Annotated in this window: 20 protein-coding genes; 13 read left to right on the top strand and 7 right to left on the bottom strand. The window is 35.5% G+C overall.

What is annotated here, in order from left to right; translation table 11 throughout:
* The first annotated feature begins 34 nt into the window (after window positions 1-34).
* Window positions 35-385, top strand: coding sequence for an aspartate 1-decarboxylase (gene panD / locus ACLHG9_RS13090; protein WP_410221949.1), 351 nt, complete (start codon window positions 35-37; stop codon window positions 383-385).
* A gap of 283 nt (window positions 386-668) precedes the next feature.
* Complete coding sequence (locus ACLHG9_RS13095) at window positions 669-1,808, top strand: acyl-CoA dehydrogenase (RefSeq protein WP_410221950.1); 1,140 nt, start codon at window positions 669-671, stop codon at window positions 1,806-1,808.
* A 45-nt stretch (window positions 1,809-1,853) separates the two neighbouring features.
* Here the strand turns inward: ACLHG9_RS13095 and ACLHG9_RS13100 are convergent, their stop codons facing one another.
* Window positions 1,854-2,201, bottom strand: coding sequence for a phage holin family protein (locus ACLHG9_RS13100; protein ID WP_410221951.1), 348 nt, complete (start codon window positions 2,199-2,201; stop codon window positions 1,854-1,856).
* Between the two features lie 16 nt (window positions 2,202-2,217).
* On the opposite strand from ACLHG9_RS13100, the gene ACLHG9_RS13105 reads away from it, so the two are divergent.
* From ACLHG9_RS13105 to ACLHG9_RS13135, 7 genes are all read left to right on the top strand, one after another.
* Window positions 2,218-2,613 carry a hypothetical protein gene (locus ACLHG9_RS13105; protein WP_410221952.1) on the top strand — a complete coding sequence of 132 codons (396 nt, stop codon included), beginning with the start codon at window positions 2,218-2,220 and terminating at the stop codon, window positions 2,611-2,613.
* A gap of 35 nt (window positions 2,614-2,648) precedes the next feature.
* A complete protein-coding gene (locus ACLHG9_RS13110) occupies window positions 2,649-3,359 on the top strand; it encodes a hypothetical protein (protein ID WP_410221953.1) in 711 nt (236 codons plus the stop codon).
* A gap of 123 nt (window positions 3,360-3,482) precedes the next feature.
* Window positions 3,483-3,947: a ribosome assembly cofactor RimP gene (gene rimP / locus ACLHG9_RS13115; protein ID WP_410221954.1), complete on the top strand. Its 465-nt coding sequence runs from the start codon at window positions 3,483-3,485 to the stop codon at window positions 3,945-3,947.
* Window positions 3,948-3,949: 2 nt separating this feature from the next.
* Window positions 3,950-5,185, top strand: coding sequence for a transcription termination factor NusA (gene nusA, locus ACLHG9_RS13120; RefSeq protein ID WP_243358979.1), 1,236 nt, complete (start codon window positions 3,950-3,952; stop codon window positions 5,183-5,185).
* Window positions 5,186-5,254: 69 nt separating this feature from the next.
* The gene (infB, locus tag ACLHG9_RS13125; protein WP_410221955.1) at window positions 5,255-8,212 is read left to right on the top strand and encodes a translation initiation factor IF-2; all 2,958 of its coding nucleotides are present in this window, start codon (window positions 5,255-5,257) and stop codon (window positions 8,210-8,212) included.
* Window positions 8,213-8,283: 71 nt separating this feature from the next.
* Complete coding sequence (locus ACLHG9_RS13130; protein ID WP_410221956.1) at window positions 8,284-9,351, top strand: acyltransferase family protein; 1,068 nt, start codon at window positions 8,284-8,286, stop codon at window positions 9,349-9,351.
* 12 nt (window positions 9,352-9,363) lie between these two features.
* Window positions 9,364-10,293, top strand: coding sequence for a nucleotide-diphospho-sugar transferase (locus ACLHG9_RS13135; protein WP_410221957.1), 930 nt, complete (start codon window positions 9,364-9,366; stop codon window positions 10,291-10,293).
* Here ACLHG9_RS13135 and ACLHG9_RS13140 read toward each other — a convergent pair whose 3' ends face one another.
* From ACLHG9_RS13140 to ACLHG9_RS13165, 6 genes are read right to left on the bottom strand one after another with little or no spacing between them, the layout of a single operon-like run.
* Window positions 10,294-11,379, bottom strand: a complete 1,086-nt coding sequence (locus ACLHG9_RS13140) for a glycosyltransferase family 4 protein (protein ID WP_410221958.1) — start codon at window positions 11,377-11,379, stop codon at window positions 10,294-10,296.
* Between the two features lie 5 nt (window positions 11,380-11,384).
* Window positions 11,385-12,185, bottom strand: a complete 801-nt coding sequence (locus tag ACLHG9_RS13145; RefSeq protein WP_410221959.1) for a glycosyltransferase family 2 protein — start codon at window positions 12,183-12,185, stop codon at window positions 11,385-11,387.
* 11 nt (window positions 12,186-12,196) lie between these two features.
* Window positions 12,197-14,233: a glycosyltransferase gene (locus ACLHG9_RS13150; RefSeq protein ID WP_410221960.1), complete on the bottom strand. Its 2,037-nt coding sequence runs from the start codon at window positions 14,231-14,233 to the stop codon at window positions 12,197-12,199.
* Window positions 14,208-14,975, bottom strand: coding sequence for a glycosyltransferase family 2 protein (locus ACLHG9_RS13155; RefSeq protein WP_410221961.1), 768 nt, complete (start codon window positions 14,973-14,975; stop codon window positions 14,208-14,210). Before ACLHG9_RS13155 ends, ACLHG9_RS13150 begins: the two co-directional genes overlap by 26 nt.
* On the bottom strand, window positions 14,975-15,910 hold the full coding sequence (locus ACLHG9_RS13160) for a hypothetical protein (RefSeq protein ID WP_410221962.1): 936 nt from the start codon (window positions 15,908-15,910) through the stop codon (window positions 14,975-14,977). The genes ACLHG9_RS13155 and ACLHG9_RS13160 overlap by 1 nt, the downstream gene beginning before the upstream one ends.
* A 4-nt stretch (window positions 15,911-15,914) precedes the next feature.
* The gene (locus tag ACLHG9_RS13165) at window positions 15,915-17,744 is read right to left on the bottom strand and encodes an ABC transporter ATP-binding protein (protein WP_410221963.1); all 1,830 of its coding nucleotides are present in this window, start codon (window positions 17,742-17,744) and stop codon (window positions 15,915-15,917) included.
* A gap of 105 nt (window positions 17,745-17,849) precedes the next feature.
* On the opposite strand from ACLHG9_RS13165, the gene meaB reads away from it, so the two are divergent.
* The 4 genes from meaB to ACLHG9_RS13185 all read left to right on the top strand — a co-directional run bounded on the left by meaB (window position 17,850) and on the right by ACLHG9_RS13185 (window position 21,847).
* Window positions 17,850-18,758, top strand: a complete 909-nt coding sequence (gene meaB, locus ACLHG9_RS13170) for a methylmalonyl Co-A mutase-associated GTPase MeaB (RefSeq protein WP_410221964.1) — start codon at window positions 17,850-17,852, stop codon at window positions 18,756-18,758.
* Window positions 18,759-19,020: 262 nt separating this feature from the next.
* Complete coding sequence (locus ACLHG9_RS13175; RefSeq protein WP_410221965.1) at window positions 19,021-20,349, top strand: OmpA family protein; 1,329 nt, start codon at window positions 19,021-19,023, stop codon at window positions 20,347-20,349.
* Between the two features lie 68 nt (window positions 20,350-20,417).
* Complete coding sequence (locus ACLHG9_RS13180) at window positions 20,418-20,768, top strand: bleomycin resistance protein (RefSeq protein WP_410221966.1); 351 nt, start codon at window positions 20,418-20,420, stop codon at window positions 20,766-20,768.
* Between the two features lie 92 nt (window positions 20,769-20,860).
* Window positions 20,861-21,847 (top strand): pyruvate dehydrogenase complex E1 component subunit beta, encoded by a 987-nt coding sequence (locus ACLHG9_RS13185; RefSeq protein ID WP_410221967.1) that lies wholly within the window; start codon window positions 20,861-20,863, stop codon window positions 21,845-21,847.
* The last annotated feature ends 5 nt before the right edge of the window (window positions 21,848-21,852 follow it).

A 21,852-nucleotide genomic window follows, 5' to 3' on the forward strand; every position in this document is an offset into this window, starting at 1 on the left:
CAATGTGCCCAAACATTATTATTAACTTTGCAAAATGATTATTGAAGTATTAAAGTCTAAAATTCACCGCGTAAAAGTAACACAGGCTGAATTGAATTATGTAGGGAGTATTACAATTGATGAGGACTTGCTTGATGCGGCCAACATCATTCCAAACGAAAAACTTCAGATCGTTAACAACAACAATGGGGAGAGATTTGAGACTTATGCTATAAAAGGCGAGAGAGGAACTGGTATTGTTTGCCTGAACGGGGCTACAGCCCGTAAAGTTCAGGTCGGCGATATTCTTATCATCATGTCTTATGCCGCTATGCCTGTTGAGGATGCGAAACAATATAAGCCTATTCTTGTTTTTCCTGATGATAACAACCGTCTGTTAAAGTAATAATATTTACTTGCCATTTTTTCTTTCTGCATAAAGTTAGGGCAGGGCTATAATACCAGTTGCCATAAGCTAAATGTTTTGTAGAGTGCCTTTTAAGTGAGGTAATTGTTCCATCCTTTTTCGTAACCTACTATATTGCTTTCGATATAGCCTTTAAGAGTTAGATACACTAACCTATAGGAGATATATCACGTTATCTTTATTGAAAAAATATTATGGTTGCATAGTATTTTGATCAAGAAACACTAAATTTGGAAAAATTAACCAATTGTAGATTATAGTTATGAATTTTGAGTTAAGTGAAGAACAACTGATGATAAGACAGGCTGCAAGAGATTTTGCGCAAAATGAATTAAAGCCTGGTGTTATTGAAAGAGACGAACATCAAAAATTTCCTGCAGAGCAGATCAAAAAGCTTGGGGAACTTGGTTTTTTAGGGGTAATGGTAGATCCAAAATACAATGGTTCTGGCATGGACGCGCTTTCTTATGTTCTTGTAATGGAAGAGCTATCTAAAATTGATGCTTCAGCTTCTGTAGTTGTTTCTGTGAATAACTCTTTGGTATGTTACGGCTTAGAGCAGTATGGAACTGAAGAACAAAAAGAAAAATACCTGAAACCTCTGGCATCGGGAGAAAAGATAGGCGCATTTTGCCTTTCTGAGCCTGAAGCGGGTTCTGATGCAACATCTCAGAGAACCACTGCTGAAGATAAAGGGGATTATTACCTGTTAAACGGAACCAAAAACTGGATAACAAATGGCAATAATGCAAGCTACTATCTGGTAATTGCACAAACTCATCCAGAATTAAAACATAAAGGCATAAATGCATTTATTGTAGAGAAGGGCATGCCTGGATTTACTGTTGGCCCAAAAGAAAATAAATTAGGTATAAGAGGGTCAGATACGCATTCTTTGATGTTTAATGATGTGAAAGTACCAAAAGAAAACAGAATTGGTGAAGACGGATTTGGTTTTAAATTCGCGATGAAAACATTAGAAGGAGGAAGAATAGGTATTGCTGCGCAGGCTTTGGGTATTGCCGCCGGAGCTTATGAATTGGCTCTCGCTTATGCCAAAGAAAGAAAAGCATTTGGTAAACCTATTGCAGATCACCAAGCCGTAGCCTTTAAGCTTGCTGATATGGCAACTGAAATAGAAGCGGCAAGAATGCTGGTTTATAAAGCGGCGTGGCTTAAAGATCAGGGAAAACCTTATGCGTTAGAAGCGGCAATGGCAAAAGTTTATGCCAGTAAAGTAGCTATGGATGTAACGGTTGAAGCTGTTCAGGTGCATGGTGGTTATGGTTATGTTAAAGAATACCATGTAGAAAGATTGATGCGTGATGCAAAAATCACACAGATTTATGAAGGGACTTCTGAGATACAGAAAGTAGTAATCAGTCGAAGTATATTAGGTTAAATATATTCGTAATTGTGTGCCCTTTTCTAAATAAGGGCACACAAATTATTCGCGATTCATACCAAAAATAGCGTCTAATATTATCTTCACAAATGTTACCACAATTGCAAGCACTGTTGCAGACAAGAAGCCGTTGGTGTTAAAACTGGTCATCATACTATCTACCAGTAATATCATTAAAATAGAAATAATAAAAGAAACCAATCCCAAGGTAAGCAGGTTTAGCGGAAAGGTAAAAAAGCGTAGGACCAGTCCTATGGTTGCGTTTGCCAAAGCAATAAGTAAAGATGCAATTATGGCGCTCCCGTACCCATCAACATATACGCCGGGAACAATACGTGCTCCAATGTACAGAGCAAGTCCCATTAATAATACTTCTAAAATAAGTTTCATAAGCTATATTTGTTAAATGAATAAATTTAAGGTATTCGCTTCTATATTCCTAATGTTCGCTTCATGCACAACAAACAAGACAACTCAAATTGGATTTTCTAAAGATAGTACCAGGATTGTTATTGCCGATTTAGGAGAAGCGGAACTTTATCAGGTAAGGCAGCTTAAAGATAAAGAAAACTTAATCATACAGGTTTTTCAGTCTAAAGAAGATAGTCTTGAAAAAGAGATAAAAGGAAAAATTAGTATTTCCGGGGATAGTTTGGTTTTTACACCGAATAAACCTTTAGAAAAAGGAAGTACGTATATGGTTAATACGTTAATAGGGGCAAATTTTGGAAAAACAGAAGATATTTTAAAGTCAGATGTGGGATATAAAGTAAAAACGCTGCAGAAAGAATTGTTGAGATAAAATCCTATCTTGCGCCCCATTATCAAACAAACACAATGAAGAATTTTATTATTTTGCCCATGCTATTTTGGGTAGGGATGGTATCTGCACAAAATCCCGTTCAACCACCAAAAAATGATGCAGTAAGTTTTAGTCATTTTCGTGTAGCGTTTTCTGGTGGGTATAGCTATCTTTTAGGTAAAATTTCTAAAGATGCTACTACAGAAGAGAGGTCATATATTCAGGGGCTAAAATCAGGGGGTAATTATGGAGTAGACATTAGCTATTATGTGAAACCTACTTGGGCAATTGGTTTAAAGCTAAATCAGTTTAAATCTTCAAATCAGGGAGATGGGTTTCTGGCAGATGATTTTGGACAGATTGTTGCTTTGGGCAAAGTAGAAGACAACCTTACGCATACTTTTGTAGGACCAAGCTTATCAGGTAAGTATTCTACTGCAAATGACAGGCATAGCTTCTTGTTTGGAATTGCCCTAGGATATCTGGATTATAATAATAAACTAAATTATGTAGGTAGAGCGGTTACAATTACCGGAGGTACATTTGGATCTGCAATAGATGTAGGCTATGATTTAAAAGTGGCAAAATCAATTGCTATCGGGGCGCAGTTAGGTTTGGTCGGGGGTGTACTGTCTAAAATTAATATAGATAACGGAACCACTGCGGTTACCAAAAATCTGGAGCAGGATCAGAAAGAAAATATGGGACGAATTGATTTCTCGTTAGGAGCGCGTTTCTTCTTTTAGAGTTATAAATGCTTAGATATGAGAATGATTTTTAAAATTTAAAAAAAAATAATATCTTTGCAGAGCAAAACAAGAAAAGAGGGGACGCGTGTCCCCTCTTTTCATTTAGCAAAATTTTATACTATGCAGATAGAAAAGAGAGTTAGTGAGTTAGTAGAAGAAAAAATTGCTGACAGACCTGATTTATTTTTGGTTGATGTAAAAATGCTGCCAAATAATAAGTTGATTATTCATGTAGACGGAGATCAGGGAATTAGCATACAGGATTGTGTAGCAATCAGCAGGCATGTGGGATTTCATTTAGAAGAAGAAAATGCAATCGAAACAGCCTATAATTTAGAAGTTTCATCGCCCGGGGTTGGAGAGCCCCTAAAGCTGGAACGTCAGTATGTTAAAAATAAAGATAGACAACTGGAAATTAAGCTGGCTGATGGCAATAAAAAACAAGGCAAACTTCTTTCGGTTGATGGTAATGCCATTACCATAGAAGAAACCGTAAAAGAAAAAGGAAAAAAAGCTCAACAGGTAAGTCTATCAATAGAGTTTAAAGATATTTTAGAAACAAAGGTTTTAATTTCATTTAAATAGAAATGAGCAATATTAACTTAATCGATTCTTTTCAAGAGTTCAAGGACTTTAAGAATATCGACCGCCCAACAGTAATCAGTGTACTTGAAGAGGTTTTTCGTAGCATGATACGTAAAAAATACGGCACAGATGAAAACTGCGACGTAATTGTAAACCCGGATAATGGAGATCTGGAGATCTGGAGAACCAGGAAAGTAATGGAAGATGGCTTTTCTGAGGATGATGATCTTGAAATTGAGTTGGCAGAAGTACGTCAATATGACGCTGATCTTGAAGTGGGTGATGATTATATAGAGCAAATTACATTAGAAAGTTTTGGCCGTAGAGCTATTTTAGCTGCACGCCAAACATTAGTTTCTAAGGTTCTTGAGCTGGAAAAAGACGAGATCTTTAAAAAATATAAAGACAGGGTAGGAGAAATCGTAACAGGAGAGGTTTATCAGGTTTGGAAAAAAGAGACATTGGTTTTAGATGATGAAGGAAATGAACTTATTATGCCAAAAACTGAACAAATTCCGGCTGACTATTTCAAAAAAGGAGATGCTGTTCGCGCGGTTATTTCAAAGGTAGATATGGTTAATGCCACACCTAAAATTATTATTTCGCGTGTTGCGCCTGAATTCTTACAACGTTTATTCGAACTGGAAGTTCCAGAAATTTTTGATGGTTTAATCACTATTAAAAAGATTGTTCGTGAACCAGGAGAACGCGCTAAAGTTGCGGTAGAATCTTATGATGATAGGATTGATCCGGTAGGTGCCTGTGTGGGTATGAAAGGATCCCGTATACATGGAATTGTTAGAGAGTTGAAAAACGAGAATATCGACGTAATTAATTTTACCAATAATATTTCGTTGTACATCCAACGTGCTTTGAGCCCGGCAAAAATTACATCTATTAAACTGGATGAAGAAAGTAAACATGCTTCAGTTTATCTAAAACCAGATCAGGTGTCTCTGGCTATTGGCCGTGGAGGTCACAATATTAAACTGGCAGGCAAATTAACCGGTTACGAGATTGATGTATATCGTGAGGCAGATGAAGAAGATGAAGATGTGGATTTAGAAGAATTCTCAGACGAAATAGAAAGCTGGATCATAGATGAGCTTAAAGCCATTGGTCTTGATACCGCGAAAAGCGTATTGGCATTAAGCCTAGATGATTTGGTAAAACGTACAGACTTAGAAGAAGAAACTGTTAAAGAGGTTTTGGGTATTTTAAGATCTGAATTTGAATAATAGGCCGTTTACTTGAAAAAACAAGAATAAACGTTACTTTTGTATAATATAGAAAAAAGAGGAAAATCAATGTCAGACGACAAAACAATAGTGTTATTAAAAGCAGCAAAAGAACTTAACATCGGAATTTCTACGGCCGTAGAGTTTCTGGGTAAGAAGGGCTTTGCTGTGGATAACAAGCCAAATACGAAACTTTCCAGCGAAATGTATAACGCCCTTTTACGAGAGTTTCAGGGTGACAAAATAGTTAAGGAAGAGGCAAATCAAATCGTTATTGGCAAAATCCGTCGTGACGAACCCGAAGCAATTGAGAAATCCCCGGAGGCTCCTAAGGCAAAACAGGATTATGAGAATGAAGGGGTATTGATTAAAAACTTACATCATTATACACCTCCTGTAGAAAAGGCTAAAGAAGAAAAACCTGTTGTTGAAAACAAGCAGGAATCAGAATCCAAAGAACCTGAAAATGAAGAAAACTCTTTACCGGGAGTTAAAGTTGTAGGTAAAATAAATTTGAATGATTTAAACCCCAAGCCTAAAGCTAAGGAAGAAGTAACGGAACCGTCTCCTGCTCCAGTGCAGAAAGAAGATGTAGCAAATATCCCTCAGGAAAAACCAGTTGAACCTAAAGTTGTAGAACAGCCAAAACCAGAGGTTAAAGCAGAGGTGAAAGAGAGAGTAGTTGAGGAGAAGCCTAAGCAACCTGAAGTAGTAAAAGCCAAAGAAGAAGTGAAAACTCCTGTAAAAGAGGAGAAAGCAGAAGATGAAGTGATTAAAGCCAGATCTGTAAAATTATCGGGCCCTAACATCATCGGAAAAATAGAATTACCAACAGTACCAGAACGTAGAAGTCAACCTGTAGCCTCATCCAGCGATAGTGAAGCGGCTAAACGTAAACGTAAACGTAAGAAAACAGGTCCAGGCGGTGTACATACACCTGGTCAGCAGGGAACTCAGGGGCAACAAACCCAGGGTGGCGGACAGCATGGGCAAAACAGACATGGAGGTCATGGTAATGCCCGCCCTGATTTTAAAGGAAATCAGCAAGGGGGTAATAGAAACTTTAAAGGTAAAGGTCATCAGGGGCATCAGAATGTTCCAAAAGAAGAACCTTCTGAAAAAGAAATACAAGATCAAATTAAGGCAACTCTTGCCCGTTTAAGTGGAGCTGGTAAGTCTGGTAAATTCGCTCAAAGAGCTAAGTTGCGTCGTCAGAAACGTGATGATATAGCTTTATCAGCAGAAGAAGCAGCCTTAGAAGAAGAATTACAATCAAAGGTACTTAAGGTAACAGAGTTCGTTACGGCGAACGAATTAGCCAATATGATGGATGTGCCTGTAACCAAAGTAATAGGTACATGTATGAGCTTGGGTATATTTGTTTCCATCAATCAGCGATTGGATGCAGAAACCTTAACCATTGTAGCTGATGAGTTTGGTTATGAGGTACAGTTTGTAAAACCAGATGAAGAGGAAGATGTAAATCTTGAAGAAGAAGATTCAGAAGAAGATTTGAAACCTCGTGTACCAGTGGTAACTATCATGGGACACGTTGACCACGGTAAAACTTCATTACTAGATTATATTCGTAAAGCAAATGTGGTAGCCGGTGAGGCGGGAGGTATAACTCAGCACATCGGGGCATATAAAGTAACTACGAATACAGGTAAAGAAATTACATTCTTAGATACCCCTGGTCACGAAGCGTTTACCGCTATGCGTGCACGTGGTGCTAAAGTTGCAGATATTGCAATTATTGTAATCGCGGCTGACGATGCTGTGATGCCTCAAACTAAAGAGGCCATTAATCACGCACAAGCTGCGGGTGTACCTTTAGTTTTTGCTTTCACTAAGATAGATAAGCCAGGGGCTAATTCAGACAGAATTAGAGAACAGTTATCTACTATGAATATTTTGGTTGAAGACTGGGGAGGTAAATATCAGTCGCAGGAAATATCAAGTAAAAGCGGTTTAAATGTAGATTTACTTTTAGATAAGGTACTGCTTGAAGCAGAGTTACTGGAGCTTAAGGCTAATGCAGATAAACGTGCTGTAGGTACGGTTATAGAAGCTACTTTAGATAAAGGCCGAGGTATTGTAACTACTGTTCTGGTACAAGGAGGAACGCTAAGAGTTGGAGACCCAATACTTGCAGGTAGTTACAGCGGTAAAGTAAAAGCTTTATTTAATGAACGTGGAGCTAAAGTAAACGAAGCTGGACCATCAGTGCCTGTACAGGTATTAGGTATGTCAGGAGCTCCTACTGCGGGCGATAGATTTAATGCTTTAGGAAGCGAAACCGAAGCCAGAGATATTGCCAATAAACGTTTGCAATTAATGCGTGAGCAAGGTTTGCGTACGCAAAAACATATTACACTTGCAGAGATTGGTCGTCGTTTGGCTATCGGTAACTTTAAAGAGCTGAACCTGATTATCAAAGGCGACGTGGATGGTTCTATCGAAGCATTGGCAGACTCTTTGTTGAAGTTATCTACTGAGGAGATACAGATTAATGTAATCAGCAAAGGTGTAGGGCAGATTTCAGAATCAGATGTATTATTGGCTTCTGCATCTGATGCGATCATCGTTGGTTTCCAGGTGCGTCCATCGGCAGGTGCACGTAAATTAGCAGAGCAAGAGCAGATAGATATTCGTTTATATTCTATCATTTACGATGCGATTAATGAGATCAAGACCGCAATGGAAGGCATGCTGGCTCCTGAATTTGAAGAGAAAATTGTGGCTAACGTTGAAATCAGAGAAACCTTCAAAATTTCTAAAGTTGGAACAATTGCGGGTTGTATGGTATTAGATGGTAAGATTAGCAGAAATAGCAAAATCCGTATTATTAGAGATGGCGTAGTAATTTATACAGGAGAATTAGCATCGTTAAAACGCTTTAAAGATGATGTAAAAGAGGTTTCTAAAGGTTATGAATGTGGTTTGAACATTCAGAACTTTAATAATATTGAAGTTGGTGATATCATCGAAGCTTACGAGCAAGTTGAAGTTAAACGTAAATTGTAATATAAATTATACAGTGAAAAAGCGTTTTGGGGTAAATCTCAAAACGCTTTTTTGTTGATATTAGCAGGTGAATGCAAAACACTGAATTAGTACAGGAGAAAAAGAATTTTGATTTTGTAGATACCATCAGATGTATAGCCATGATGGGCATTGTTTTTGAGCATTCTGTTTACAGTGGGACATACATCTTCGATAGCTTTTCTTTAAAACATATTGTATATATAAGTTTAATTCAGTTATCCAAATTTGGTACCATCGCTTTTTTTGTATTAGCCGGTTTTCTTTTAGGAAGTAAGTTTGTTTCGTACTCTTCTTGGCAATATTTTAAAAGGCGTCTCTCTACCGTATTTGTCCCTTGGTTGATATGGTCAAGTATTTTTATCACAGTTGTTTTAATTCAGCAATACATTGTACTGAAAGATAAATTTGATCTTAGGCAGCTGCTGCCTGAAAAATTAAAGATGACCTATTTGTACACGAATTATTGGTTTATTATAAACTTTTTATTCTGTATAGGTCTATTGCTCATTTTTAAGAGGTTTCTGTATAAATGGTGGTTAGGGGTTATATTTCTTCTTTTCTCGCTTACATACAGTGTAAATGTATATTTTGAGTGGTATACACCCTCGCATACTACCGCTATTTTTGGGTTTGTGTTTTATCTTTGGTTAGGAGCCATGCTCAATAAAAACTGGGTTTATATAGAACAGAAGCTAAAACATATTTCCTATCCTGTAATTATTATATTGTTTATTTTGTCTTTTGTATGCTCAGTTTGGGATAGTATGAACCTCATAAATCTTCAAAGCTCCGATCCATACAATACGTTAAGGATTAGCAATATTTTCTATTCCTTGATTACAATTTTTTTACTGCTCAAAATCAAGAATTTTGGTTTTACTAAATATCTGAAGCCGAGAGAAACTACATTTGGGGTATATTTAATTCATTATATACTGGTAACCAATCTTCTTCCCGAAATATTCAGGCCATTTAAGCTGCCTCAAATACAAGATATGTCTTTAGCAGGAATGTTTGCTTATGTTTGCTGTAGGTTTATGATTGTATATGGAACAACGTTATTGTTGATATGGGGCATTTCGAAAAGTAGAGCTAAGTGGATTATAGGTAGAACATAAAAATTAAAGTTCATGCTACAGTATAATAAACAAATACCGGTTCTTTTTTTGGTCTTTAACAGACCTGATACTACCGAAGTTGTTTTTAAAGAAATTAAAAAGGCACAGCCGAAGAAACTATACATTGCTGCTGATGGCCCCAGGAACGAGGCCGAAGCTGAAAAAGTAGCTTTAGTAAGGACTATTGTAAATGGGATAGATTGGGACTGTGAAGTAAAAACACGATTTAATGAGCATAATTTAGGATGTAGAGAAGCCGTAAGCACAGCAATTTCATGGTTCTTTAAAAATGAAGAAAAAGGAATTGTATTAGAAGATGACTGCGTTCCTTCCCAAAGTTTTTTTGGATTTTGCAGTTCAATGCTTGAAAAATATAAAGATGATGACAGGATAGGTCATATTGGCGGAGCTAATTTCCAAGAGGGAAATATAATTGGAAATGGATCATATTACTACTCCCGATTAACACATGTTTGGGGATGGGCAGGCTGGAGAAGGGTTTGGGAAACTTATGATGTGGATATGAAGAGCTTCGAACATTTAAAGGTTACAGAATTAGAAAGTTTGGCCAGTCACGCTGCTTACAGCCAAATATGGTATAGAAACTTAGAAGCTACCTATAAAAAAGAAATCAATACCTGGGACTATCAATATGCTTATTGTAACTTGATTAATAACAGACTAAGCATCATTCCAAATGTTAACCTGATTAAAAATATTGGATTTGGACCAGATGCAACCCATACTTTTGGCTCCCATCCTCATGCTAATTTGCCTGTGTATGAACTGGAAGAAATTAAAGATCCAATCTTTTTTATCCCCAATGCCTATGCAGATCTTTTTACCCAAAGCGTAGAACATCCTATAGTTAAAGAGGTAAAAAAAGGATTTTTATCCAGAACTTGGAAGAAAATAAAAACCAATCTTAAGGGAACAAAATAGCTATAGGTTATGATACAGATTTAGTGTTTTGTCAATGCAGGCCTGTATAGGATATTGCATTAGTTTTTCTTTTCCTATTGTCACCAATCTTTGAACAAGGATTTTATTCTCAAGTATCTTGTCAAGCGTAAAGATTAGGGATTCTAAATTATTGTCCTCAAAATAAAGAGCCCCTTCTGCAGCTATTTCTTTGAAACATTCATTGTTGTTCAATAATACCGGACATTCATTATTAAAGGCTTCTAATATAGGAAAACCAAAGCCTTCATAGCTTGAAGGGTAAACAAAGCATTGAGCTTTATTGTAAAGTGTGTTGAGCTGCTCATCGGTCGGATTGATATGGATTACTTTGTCAACTAGTTTTTTTCGATATAGATATTCAGAGTCTCCATAAGCTAAATCTCCTCCACCAGCTAATACTAAAGCAATATCAGGGTACTTTTTCGCGATTTGTTCAAAGGCATCTATGAAAAAGAAAAAATTCTTATAAGACCACCTGCCACCAACATATAAAATATAATTTTTGGGTAGATTTTCTACATTAGCGTATACAGGAGGCACTAAGTCCATACCGTGATAGATAACTTCTATTTTATTTTCAGGTATGTTGGTAAAGTTTAGAATATCTGTTTTTGTTTTTTCTGATATCGCAATCAGTCTATCTGCTTTTTCCATTGCCAAACGCTTGTAATAAGGGGTGGGGTCATCAGCTGGAAATAGATGAGGAAAAGCTTCATAGGTCATGTCATGAATAGTGACTACCGTTGGTTTTTTAATGAGAGGTAAATAATAAGGGTCAAAATAAGTTGGGTGAAAAACATCAAATTCATTTTGCTTAATTATCTTTTTGGAATAAGATTTATTTCGCTTTAAGATTTTTTTTTGCGAGTTGAATAAAAATTTAAACTTTCCAATTACAGAAGGTAGGTCATGCTCCTCCAGATACATATTTTCACTATAAAGCGCAGATAAAATATAATCGTCTTTAGCAGTTTCGCTAATGCCGTTTATAAGGTATTTGAAGTAGCGAGAAATCCCTCCGGCTTTTTGCGTAGTAAAAATCTGGTGGTCATAGCATATTTTCATAATCTTTATCGTAAGAGCTTTATCAACCCTTTAACTAAGGTCCATTTAAACTTATGATTGTTTTTTAAATATAGCAGTTGCTTAAGATATTTATCGTTATATGCGTTGAGAAGTTGATAATCATTTTTAAAATTACTAAAGAACTTGTCTATGGTCTGGTCCCTTTCCTTGTGCATGGAAGGATGGTTTTCCGTATTTGAAGAAATCCCTGTTCCATCGTAATCTGAAATGATTAGATTTAAATGCCGATAAGTAGCATCGTATCTAAAAATAGCAACAATAAAAAATTCCCAGTCCGAGACGATTTTATAGGCTTCATTATATAATCCTATTTTATCAAATAAAGATTTCTTGATAAAACTGGCCTGATGAGATAAATTGAATCTGTAGAAGTAGCTAAAATCTAATTGTTGCGGAAAATTCACTTTTTTATTTCTTCCATTAGGTTCTTCATAAATAATATCTCCGTAATAAATATCAACAGGTTCACTCATTAATTTAGAAGCTTCGCTTAAGGTCGTTGAGTGGTGTAATCGGTCTCCGGCATTTAGGAAAAGAAGGTATTCTCCCTCAGCTCTTTGAATACCCTTGTTCATCGCATGGTAAATACCATTATCGGGCTCGCTTACCCAAAAACCAATTTTATTATTGTATTCTTCTAAGAGCTCTTTGCTTCCATCTTTGCTTCCTCCATCTATTACTAGAAACTCAAAATCAGCAAAAGTTTGCTCAATTACACTTAGAATAGTTTTTTTTAAACCCTCTCTGTCATTAAAATTTACGGTAATGATGGAAATCTTTTTCATAAAAATGAATGCTAAAATAAAATGTCTTTGAGCTGGTTAGTTACAGCCTCTGGTGAATATTTAGCTATGGCATCTAATGAGTTTTTATGGATTTTCTGCCATAATACTCCGTTATCATATAATTGGATGATTTTTTCTGCAAATGCAGCTGTATCATTGGCTACCATACAATTTTCATCATCACTTAAATACATACCTTCTACCCCTATTTCTGTTGATATAACCGGCAGACCAAATTCTAAACTTTGTCCAATTTTTCCCTTCATTCCAGCTCCAAAACGCAAGGGAGCAACAAATATGCGAGAATTTAGAAAATAAGGAGCTACGTCTTTTATATAACCGGGCACCATAACATTATCGGATGCTAAACTTATAATATCCTTAGTTGGGTTACTGCCTAATAAATATACTTTTATGTGCGGATGTATTTGCCAAACAAGAGGCATAATTTCTTTAATTAGCCAAAAAGCTGCATCTATATTCGGTTGATGGAGATAACTGCCAATGAATAGTAATCCTTCCCGCTCGTTAAATGAAAGATTTTTATCAGCTATATTTTGCAGGGGATGTATGTTGGGAATTGTATACACATTCTCTATGTTATGCTGGTTCAGGATGTCTTTTTCAACATCGGTTACTGTAATAGTATAATCAGCAAGGTTTGCAAGTTTAAGTTCCTTTTCCTTAAGCTGATCTATATTGTGATCAATGACTAAAGAAACACTACTGCTAATTTGTTTAGCTCGTTGCTCTCTTATAAAATGAAGATCTACAGTATCGTATATCCACTTAATATGCGGATTGGTTTGTTTAATCCGACCGCCATAAATTTCATTCATGTCAGGACGTGAAATCCATGCAAAATTAATCTCAGGTAGATAAGGAGCTAATTTAGAAAACTGTTTCTCTCTGTGATAGCGTCCCTTGAATACCCTTATACCCAAATTTACCAAGTCATTATAATATTTTTCTGTTGTTACTGCCTCATGAGCCAGAAAATAAACGGTAAGATTTAACGATTTGAAAATTTTAATCAGTTCAAACAATCTTCTTGAGCCGGAGTCTTTGTCTGGGGTTGGATATACGGCATCGACAACTAAAATTGCTTGATTTTTAAGCTTACTCTGCTGAATAAGATACGCAGGGTCTTGGTCTAAAGCCACCTCAGATACTTTATCGCTGTATGTTGCAAAAGCTAACAAAGGATGATAGTAAACAGGCTTGTTTAAATTAGCACATAGATTTGAGCTTAGTTTGGCTAAGCTTTCTGCCCAGTTATCTGTTTCTAAAACAAGATTTTCTGATGTAAAGAAATCAGATGTTTTAAAAAATAAAGTTTCGGTTGCTAACTCTACTGGTGTAATATAATTAAACTCGAAATCGTTAGGGTTAGCATAAAGCCCTTGCAGAATTACTTTTTGATTTTCATACCTTGCTCCGGCATACTTTAGCAAGCCGTTACTTGCAAAAATTATCTTAGAAGTTAACGCACTAAAATCACCCGTAAATTGTAAACAGTTGGCAAGAACATCATTAAGTAATTGGTGATAGGCACTTATTAAAAAAGTATATTTAGCATTTATATTTTTTGCTAAGATGTCTTTATCAAGAGCACTTGGCGATACCTGTTTAATGTTATCAGGTAATTGATACCGGTCATTTGTAATTACAATAAGTTCATAACTTATTGATCTTATCTTATTATCAATACCTGCTAAACAATTGTGTAAATATTTTTCAGGGCAATTTACTGCATTAATAATAATACAGACAGTAGGATTGTTAGAAACAGTTGGTTTATAAATAGTATTGAAAAAACTCTCGCTTGGCTTAATGTCGTTTAAGAAAAGTGAGAGTTTTGACTTTTTGCTTTTTGCTATACCTAATGCTAAAATATAATAGACGAGTGCATAAGTCCACTTTTTTAAAATAATGATAATTAATTTAAAAGTAATAGTCTTTTGGTTAGCGAAATAGACCGTTGCGGCCGCGTAGCTTAAGGTAACAACTTTTGTTTTAAGCTTAAGCCTTATTCTGTCTATTTTCATTTCTTTTTCTTTTTAAAAAATCCCTGATCAGCAAAAACAATTCTCGGCCGTAGTAGAAAGCCAGTACATCAAATGGAAATATTTGGTGCAAAATCCTTTTCTTATCTCTTATAAAATCCTTGTCATCATTATTCCCCGAAGAACCTCTGTCGTTAAACTTCGCAACGATAATATCGAAATAGCGGAATTTATAGTTTGTTTTAAAGAATAGTTGGATGTTGAGATTGTAATCTGCCCAAAGCTTGTATTTTGTATCATAGCTAAAGTGCTTAAAAACCTCTTTAGGATAAAAAATTGTTTGATGGTTAAAGTTATGTTTAGCCAGCTTATATCTATTCATCTTCCTAAATCGAATAGTCTGACGGTGAATATAAAAGGCATTTCCATAAATGATGTCACTGTGATTTATATCATTCTCTCTTGAAAAAATATTGTCCAGAACAAGGTTGTTATAAAGAATATCATCAGACCCTAAAAAATATATCCAATCTCCAGAGCAATATTTTAAGGCTTTATTCATGGCATCATATATGCCTTTGTCTTTTTCAGAAACAAGAACGTCTATTTGATTTCCAAAACTTTCAAGTACTTCCGTAGTTCCGTCTGTAGAAAGGTTATTTATGATGATCAGCTCCTTGTTGCCATAAGTTTGATCCAATACACTTTTTATAACATTTTCAATGGTGGTAATTGCATTGAAAACCGGAATTACAATACTAATCTTAGGAGAATTACCACTCATTATTTCTTTAAAAGCTTTTTAAGAAAGGATTTTTTCTTGGTGTATGCCCATTTAAACAGCTCAAATTTTTCAACTCCGGCTTCAATCATTTCCTGTTGATAGATGTCGTAAACAGGTTTAACATCAGGATTACTTGCAAATGTATATCTGTAATGCCTTGAAATCTCATGGCTCTTGTAGTTGTAAGAGCTGAAATGGTAAAATACAAGATTGCTTTCACCATTCACCATAAAAGAAGAATCGTTTTTACCGCTTAGGCTTCGTTCATGTAAATTCCATGGTCCCATATTGTAACCCTTGTCTAATATAATAAACGTTTCTTTGGGGTGAAACAGGGGGATATAGTTCATCCAGAGCTGGTCAACAAAAAAACCATATTTTGGATTGTTAAATCCCATCTTCAAGCAACGGTCTTCCCACCAATCAAGAGTGGCGGCTGCGGCCTCTGATTTTTTTAATCCTAAATAACCTAAATTATACAGGCCGTGGCGAAGGAAAAGATTTTCATTGGGAGAACCATCCTGCCACTTAATTGGGTTAAAAATATGAGGTGTAAGCAATATAGATGCCTGATCAAAATATGCATCAAGATGATTTAAAGATGAGAACAATCTGATGTCAGGATCAAAGTAATGAACAATTTCTGCTTCGTATTTTGAAAACAGATATTTAAAGCAACTGGCTTTAATTCCGGTACTCAGCTCAACCACGTCAAACTTCTTTTTAAGATCTTCACAATCTATAGGAAGATCTTGCCAATTAATGAAATTGATGTTTTCAAACTTGTTATATTCTATTTCAGGACTAAATTCATCGGCCAGGAACAGATAAAACATGTAATCCAGAGCCATATTTTTAACGGATTTAGCCAAAACATTTGCTTGGGCAAGATAGTTATTGGTGCAGACTGTAAATATAATTTTTGACGGGTTCATATAATTATTCATTAAAAGCCTGCATTTCTATCAAGCGATTGTATAAGCCCTTTTGTGCGATTAATTCAGCATGAGAACCCTCCTCTACAACTTTACCTTTATCTAAAACCACAATTTTATCAGCATGCTGTATAGTACTTAACCTGTGAGCAATTACCACAGAAGTTCGATTTTGCATTAAATTATTCAAGGCATTCTGAACCAGTTTTTCAGATTCGGTATCTAAAGCAGAGGTTGCCTCATCCAGTAACATAATAGGAGGATTTGCCAATACCGCTCTGGCAATGCATATTCTTTGTTTTTGACCGCCAGATAATTTATTACCTCTGTCTCCTACATTGGTTTGATAACCAGCCTCGGTTTCCATAATAAAATCATGGGCATTAGCCACTTTTGCTGCGGCAACTACTTCCACTTCTGAAGCATTAGGGTTTGCAAAGGCAATGTTGTTGAAAATAGAATCGTTGAATAAAAAAGAATCCTGATTAACTAAGCCCATTTGAGACCTTATGCTTTCAACGGTTAGGTCTGTATAATTCTTGCCATCAATTTTAATGGTTCCGCTCTTTGGATCATGAAAGCGAGGAATTAGATCAAGTAGGGTGCTTTTACCCCCGCCTGAAGGGCCTACTAGTGCAATTGTCTTTCCTTTTTCAATGGTTAAGGTAATATTTTTTAAGATTTCTATTTCTCCATAATTAAAGTTCACATTTTCAAGTGTGATCTTTTCATTAAAGGCCTCTAAAGGTTTAGCCTCAGGTTTATCGGTAAACCCAGGTTTAGTATCTATAAGATCTAAAACCCTTTCTCCGGCAGCAATTCCAGAGTGTATGCCGCTAAACGAATCGGTAAGTGCTTTGGCCGGACGCATAACCTGTGAGAATATGGCAATATAGGCAATGAATTGACTGGTAGATAAGGCTCCTGGGTCTCCACTAATAATCAAATTTCCACCATACCAAACAATTACAGATACCATTAATACGCCTAAAAACTCAGAAACAGGAGAGCCTAATTGCTGTCTGCGTACCATTTTGCGGTTAATGTTTGAATAAAAAACATTTTCCTCATGGAATTTCTCCTTAATACGCTGTGTGCCATTAAAGGCTTTTATAATTTTTATGCCACTTAAAGCTTCGTCTAAAAAACCAATCATTTTTGCGAAAGATTCATGAGCTTCTTTAGCTTGTTGTTTTAAGCGCTTTACAATTTTACTAATGATAAAAGCCGAAACAGGGATCACCAATAAAGAGAACAAGGTTAATTTTACAGAAATGGAAAGTAATACTAAAATGTAAAATATAAGTGTAAGAGGTTCTTTAAAGACAACCTGTAATGTATTGGTAACCGTATATTGTACTACTTGTACATCTGAAGCAACTTTTGAGATAATATCGCCTTTTTTTTCATTGCTGAAATATCCCACATGCAAATTCATAACATTATTGAATACCGTTTTGCGCAGATTTAATAATGTATGTACCCTTAAATCTTCCATGTACCTTTGAGAAAAATACCTAAATAAATTAGATAGCAATACTGATGCAACAATAACCATACAGACATAACTCAGAGTAGTTGATTGGCCATTTTTGATTATGGACTGATTTACAAAATCTTTAAATTGGGATGTAATATCAAAAGAAGAGGTTGCTTTATTGGCAACAGAGGTAAGAGATGAAGAGCCTTTTGATATTAATGTTTCAAATAAAGGAACAAGTAAGGTAAGATTTAATGTGCCAAAAATGATGGATAACAGTGTTGCAATAACATAAGGAATCGCAAATTTCTCTATGGGTTTTGCAAATGATAATAGTCTAAAATATGTTTTCATTCAAAATACTGAAAGTTAGCAAAGGTACGGTTTTTAATAAAATCTTTATTGTGACCAAAATTTAAAGATAGGCCAACAATTTAAAATTATTATGTTTGTTTAATTATGCTTGCAATTAAATTACAAGAATTCATACATAATATTTCGATTGGCGATTTTAAGACCATAGCCAGGGCGCTTACTTTGGTCGAAAATAATATTCTTCCTTCAGAAGAACTCTTAAAATCTTTAAATTACCATAGTTCAACACCTGTTATAGGTATAACCGGACCTCCAGGAGCAGGAAAAAGTACTTTGGTAAACGCTATCGTTTCTTCTTTAACCTCTGATGGGAGAAAGGTGGCCGTTTTAGCGGTTGATCCGACTTCTCCATTTAACTTGGGCTCCTTGTTAGGCGATCGTATAAGAATGGTTAAGAACTTTAACAACCCCAATCTATTTATTAGGTCTTTGGCAACAAGAGGATCTTTGGGAGGTGTTTCTGAAAAAACATTGGAAATGATAGATGTTTTGAGAGCTGCCAACTTTGATTTGATTATTGTTGAGACAGTTGGAGTGGGACAATCAGAAATAGAAATTGCAGGTCTGGCAGATAAAACCATATTGGTTTTAGTGCCCGAAGCAGGAGACGAGATACAACATATCAAATCGGGCTTAATGGAAGTTGCTAATGCGTTTGTGGTAAATAAAGCAGATAGAGAGGGTGCTGATCATTTTGCTAATAGCTTAACAAAAATGGTTAGAGAACAACATCAAAAGATACCTGTGTTTAAAACCGTAGCAGAAAAGAACGAAGGTATAAATGATCTTATAAAGTGGATAGAGAAACCTTTAGAACAGAACTCAGATAGAAAAAATATATTAATTACACAAAAAGCACTCAAAATTATTCAACAGCAAAAAATGGCATCTATCAAAACAGATGTTTTATATAATGCTATCGTTAATATGGCAAAAAAACCGCATTTTAATGTTTACAGATTTGTTGAAGAATGGTTAAAGGCGCATAATTAACAAAGCAACTGTCTAAAAAGCAGGTCGATTGAAATGAATTTGTTTGGCAAATAAAACGTATTTGTTGTTAATTTTAATCACAATAGAGAATTAAATAAAAGCAGATAAATTAAAAAATGATAAAAAACAATACATTTTTTAAATAGAACTGATTTTGGAACGGTGTTTGTGTTTCATTTTGAGAATTTGAAAAATTGTTTAATTTTGTAGAGCAAAAAATTATACAATAGAAATATTTTGTTTAACCTTAAAAAAGAAAATTATGAATTATTCTACTTTAAAAAAGGGTGTTGCAGCTTCTTTAGTAGCATTACTAGGGGTTACTTCCTTAGCGAATGCACAAGATGCTCCAGCTACCTCGTCTTCTGCTAAGGTATTTGGTGGAAGAGCACAGTACAGAACGTGGTCTTTAGGTATTAACGGAGGTGTTTTAACACCTGTAGTTTTAACCGGAGGTTCTGATGACTTTTCAAACTGGGAAGCTAACTTAGGTTATGGTCTTTCATTACGTAAGCAATTAGCACACTCATTTGGATTAGAAGGTAATATTTTCCGCGGCAAAGTATCTGGAACAAATAAAGATAATCCTTCTATGACTCCAAAAGGATTTCAAACAGATATTCAATATGCATTAGATTTAAGAGGTGTAGTTAATGTTGCTACTATCGATTTTATCCGTCGTGAGAACTCTGTTAATTTCTTTGTAACAGCTGGTTACGGTGTTGTTGCTTTCAATCCAATCGTTGATGGTAAAGACAACAAAGGTAAATTCGGTAAAGACGGAGATAAAGACTTCATTAAACAAGCTTATATCCCTGTAGGTGCTGGTATCAAATTTAAAGTATCTGACCGTGTTTCTTTCAACTTAGCTTATACAATGAACTATGTTGATGGAGATAACTTTGACGGAACTTATGCAAAAAGTCCTTCAAAAGATAAATTCTCTTATGGATCTGCTGGTTTAGAATTCTCTTTAGGTTCGAAAGCTAAACCTAATTTGGATTGGGTAAACCCAGTAGCTATGATGTATGATGAGTTAAAAGATCCTTCATTACGTCAAGAAGTTGAAGCATTGAAAAACCGTGTTGCTAACGTAGAAAAATCTGTTGAAGATTTGAAAAAAGATAGCGATGGTGATGGTGTTGCTGATATGTTTGATAAAGAGCCAAATTCAGCTCCAGGTGCTGTAGTTGACGGTTCTGGTCGTACAATCAAATTCCCAGAAGCAAAAACAACTGTAATTGAAAACAATAACAATGCAGTAACTGGTTTCGAGAACATCCAATTTGATTTCAACAGTTCAGTTTTAAAAACCGAATCTTATCCAACTTTAGATAAATTATCTTCAATTTTGCGTGAAAACGGTGGTAAAGTAACTGTAAACGGTTACGCTTCTAGCGAAGGTACTGCTGCATACAACTTGAAATTATCTAAAGATAGAGCTAACTCAGTAAAAACTTACTTAGTAAACTCAGGTGTTAAAGCTAGCCAAGTTGCTACTAAAGGTTACGGAGAAGCTAATCCAATTGCTTCAAACGATACTGAAGAAGGTCGTATCCAAAACCGTCGTGTACAAACTGTAAGAAACTAATTATAGTATAACACATATTAAAAAGAGCTTCAAATTTTGAAGCTCTTTTTTTGTTTAAAAAATATTCTATGCTACAATCAGCAGTACCCATCTTGGCTTCGTTAAATACAAACGAAACAATTGTTTTTTATACAGAAAAACTGGGGTTTACTTTTCATTCAAATTGGGAAGGATATCTTATCTTCAGCAAAGATAATGTACAGATACACCTATGGCCAACCGATAATTCAGATATCCCTAAAAATACAGGCTGCTATGTGAATGTTGCCGAAGTGGATGAACTTTATCAAAGATACAAAGCTTTAAATATAGTGCATCCGAATGGACATCTAAAGAATATGGAATGGGGTATGCGTCAGTTTTCCATATTAGATAATAATGGTAATATTATTCATTTCGGGCAAGAGATATCAGATTAACAGTATAACATAAAGACTAAGTGTAATCAAAACACTACTTTAAAATTAAGATACAAATCTTATATTTGCGCTTGATAATATTTCAAAATAAAATGAGAGAAATTCAATTTAGAGAAGCACTACGCGAAGCAATGAGCGAAGAAATGCGTAAAAACGAGAACATTTTCTTAATGGGCGAAGAAGTTGCGCAATATAACGGTGCTTATAAAGTTAGTCAGGGTATGTTAGATGAGTTTGGTGAAAAACGGATTATAGATACCCCTATTGCCGAACTTGGTTTTGCTGGTATTGGTGTTGGTGCGTCTATGAACGGATTGTTGCCAATCGTTGAATTCATGACCTTTAATTTCTCATTGGTTGCTATTGACCAGATAATCAATAGCGCAGCTAAAATGTTATCAATGAGTGGAGGTCAGTTTTCTTGTCCTATCGTGTTTCGTGGTCCAACTGGAAATGCGGGACAATTAGCAGCGCAGCACTCACAAAATTTTGAGAACTGGTATGCAAACTGCCCGGGTTTGAAAGTGGTAGTACCCGCTACTCCATATGATGCAAAAGGTTTACTGAAATCAGCGATATTAGATCCTGACCCTGTGATTTTCATGGAATCTGAGGTAATGTACGGAGATAAAGGAGATGTTCCTGCAGAAGAGTACTACTTAGAGTTAGGAAAAGCAAATGTGGTTAAAGAAGGAACAGATGTTACTATTGTAACTTTTGGTAAAATGTTAACTCGTGTTGTTAATCCTGCCGTTGAAGAATTGACAAAAGAAGGTATCAATGCAGAAGTGATAGATCTACGTACAGTTAGACCAATAGATTATACTGCTATTATCACTTCAGTTAAGAAAACAAACCGTTTAGTAGTAGTTGAAGAGGCATGGCCTTTGGCTTCTATTTCATCCGAAATTGCATTTAATGTTCAGAAAAATGCATTTGATTATTTAGATGCTCCTGTAACTCGTATTACGTGTGCAGATGTACCACTTCCATATGCACCTACTTTAATTGCTGCAAGTTTACCAAATGCAGAGCGTGTAGTTAAAGCTGTTAAAGAAGTAATGTACGTAAATAAATAATATTA

The sequence above is a fragment of the Pedobacter sp. genome (assembly GCF_046462515.1).
GTDB lineage: Bacteria > Bacteroidota > Bacteroidia > Sphingobacteriales > Sphingobacteriaceae > Pedobacter.

Coding starts and splice junctions, on each gene's coding strand:
- panD (WP_410221949.1), top strand. CDS start 35: ATGATTATTGAAGTATTAAAGTCTAAAATTCACCGCGTAAAAGTAACA.
- ACLHG9_RS13095 (WP_410221950.1), top strand. CDS start 669: ATGAATTTTGAGTTAAGTGAAGAACAACTGATGATAAGACAGGCTGCA.
- ACLHG9_RS13100 (WP_410221951.1), bottom strand. CDS start 2,201: ATGAAACTTATTTTAGAAGTATTATTAATGGGACTTGCTCTGTACATT.
- ACLHG9_RS13105 (WP_410221952.1), top strand. CDS start 2,218: ATGAATAAATTTAAGGTATTCGCTTCTATATTCCTAATGTTCGCTTCA.
- ACLHG9_RS13110 (WP_410221953.1), top strand. CDS start 2,649: ATGAAGAATTTTATTATTTTGCCCATGCTATTTTGGGTAGGGATGGTA.
- rimP (WP_410221954.1), top strand. CDS start 3,483: ATGCAGATAGAAAAGAGAGTTAGTGAGTTAGTAGAAGAAAAAATTGCT.
- nusA (WP_243358979.1), top strand. CDS start 3,950: ATGAGCAATATTAACTTAATCGATTCTTTTCAAGAGTTCAAGGACTTT.
- infB (WP_410221955.1), top strand. CDS start 5,255: ATGTCAGACGACAAAACAATAGTGTTATTAAAAGCAGCAAAAGAACTT.
- ACLHG9_RS13130 (WP_410221956.1), top strand. CDS start 8,284: ATGCAAAACACTGAATTAGTACAGGAGAAAAAGAATTTTGATTTTGTA.
- ACLHG9_RS13135 (WP_410221957.1), top strand. CDS start 9,364: ATGCTACAGTATAATAAACAAATACCGGTTCTTTTTTTGGTCTTTAAC.
- ACLHG9_RS13140 (WP_410221958.1), bottom strand. CDS start 11,379: ATGAAAATATGCTATGACCACCAGATTTTTACTACGCAAAAAGCCGGA.
- ACLHG9_RS13145 (WP_410221959.1), bottom strand. CDS start 12,185: ATGAAAAAGATTTCCATCATTACCGTAAATTTTAATGACAGAGAGGGT.
- ACLHG9_RS13150 (WP_410221960.1), bottom strand. CDS start 14,233: ATGAAAATAGACAGAATAAGGCTTAAGCTTAAAACAAAAGTTGTTACC.
- ACLHG9_RS13155 (WP_410221961.1), bottom strand. CDS start 14,975: ATGAGTGGTAATTCTCCTAAGATTAGTATTGTAATTCCGGTTTTCAAT.
- ACLHG9_RS13160 (WP_410221962.1), bottom strand. CDS start 15,910: ATGAACCCGTCAAAAATTATATTTACAGTCTGCACCAATAACTATCTT.
- ACLHG9_RS13165 (WP_410221963.1), bottom strand. CDS start 17,744: ATGAAAACATATTTTAGACTATTATCATTTGCAAAACCCATAGAGAAA.
- meaB (WP_410221964.1), top strand. CDS start 17,850: ATGCTTGCAATTAAATTACAAGAATTCATACATAATATTTCGATTGGC.
- ACLHG9_RS13175 (WP_410221965.1), top strand. CDS start 19,021: ATGAATTATTCTACTTTAAAAAAGGGTGTTGCAGCTTCTTTAGTAGCA.
- ACLHG9_RS13180 (WP_410221966.1), top strand. CDS start 20,418: ATGCTACAATCAGCAGTACCCATCTTGGCTTCGTTAAATACAAACGAA.
- ACLHG9_RS13185 (WP_410221967.1), top strand. CDS start 20,861: ATGAGAGAAATTCAATTTAGAGAAGCACTACGCGAAGCAATGAGCGAA.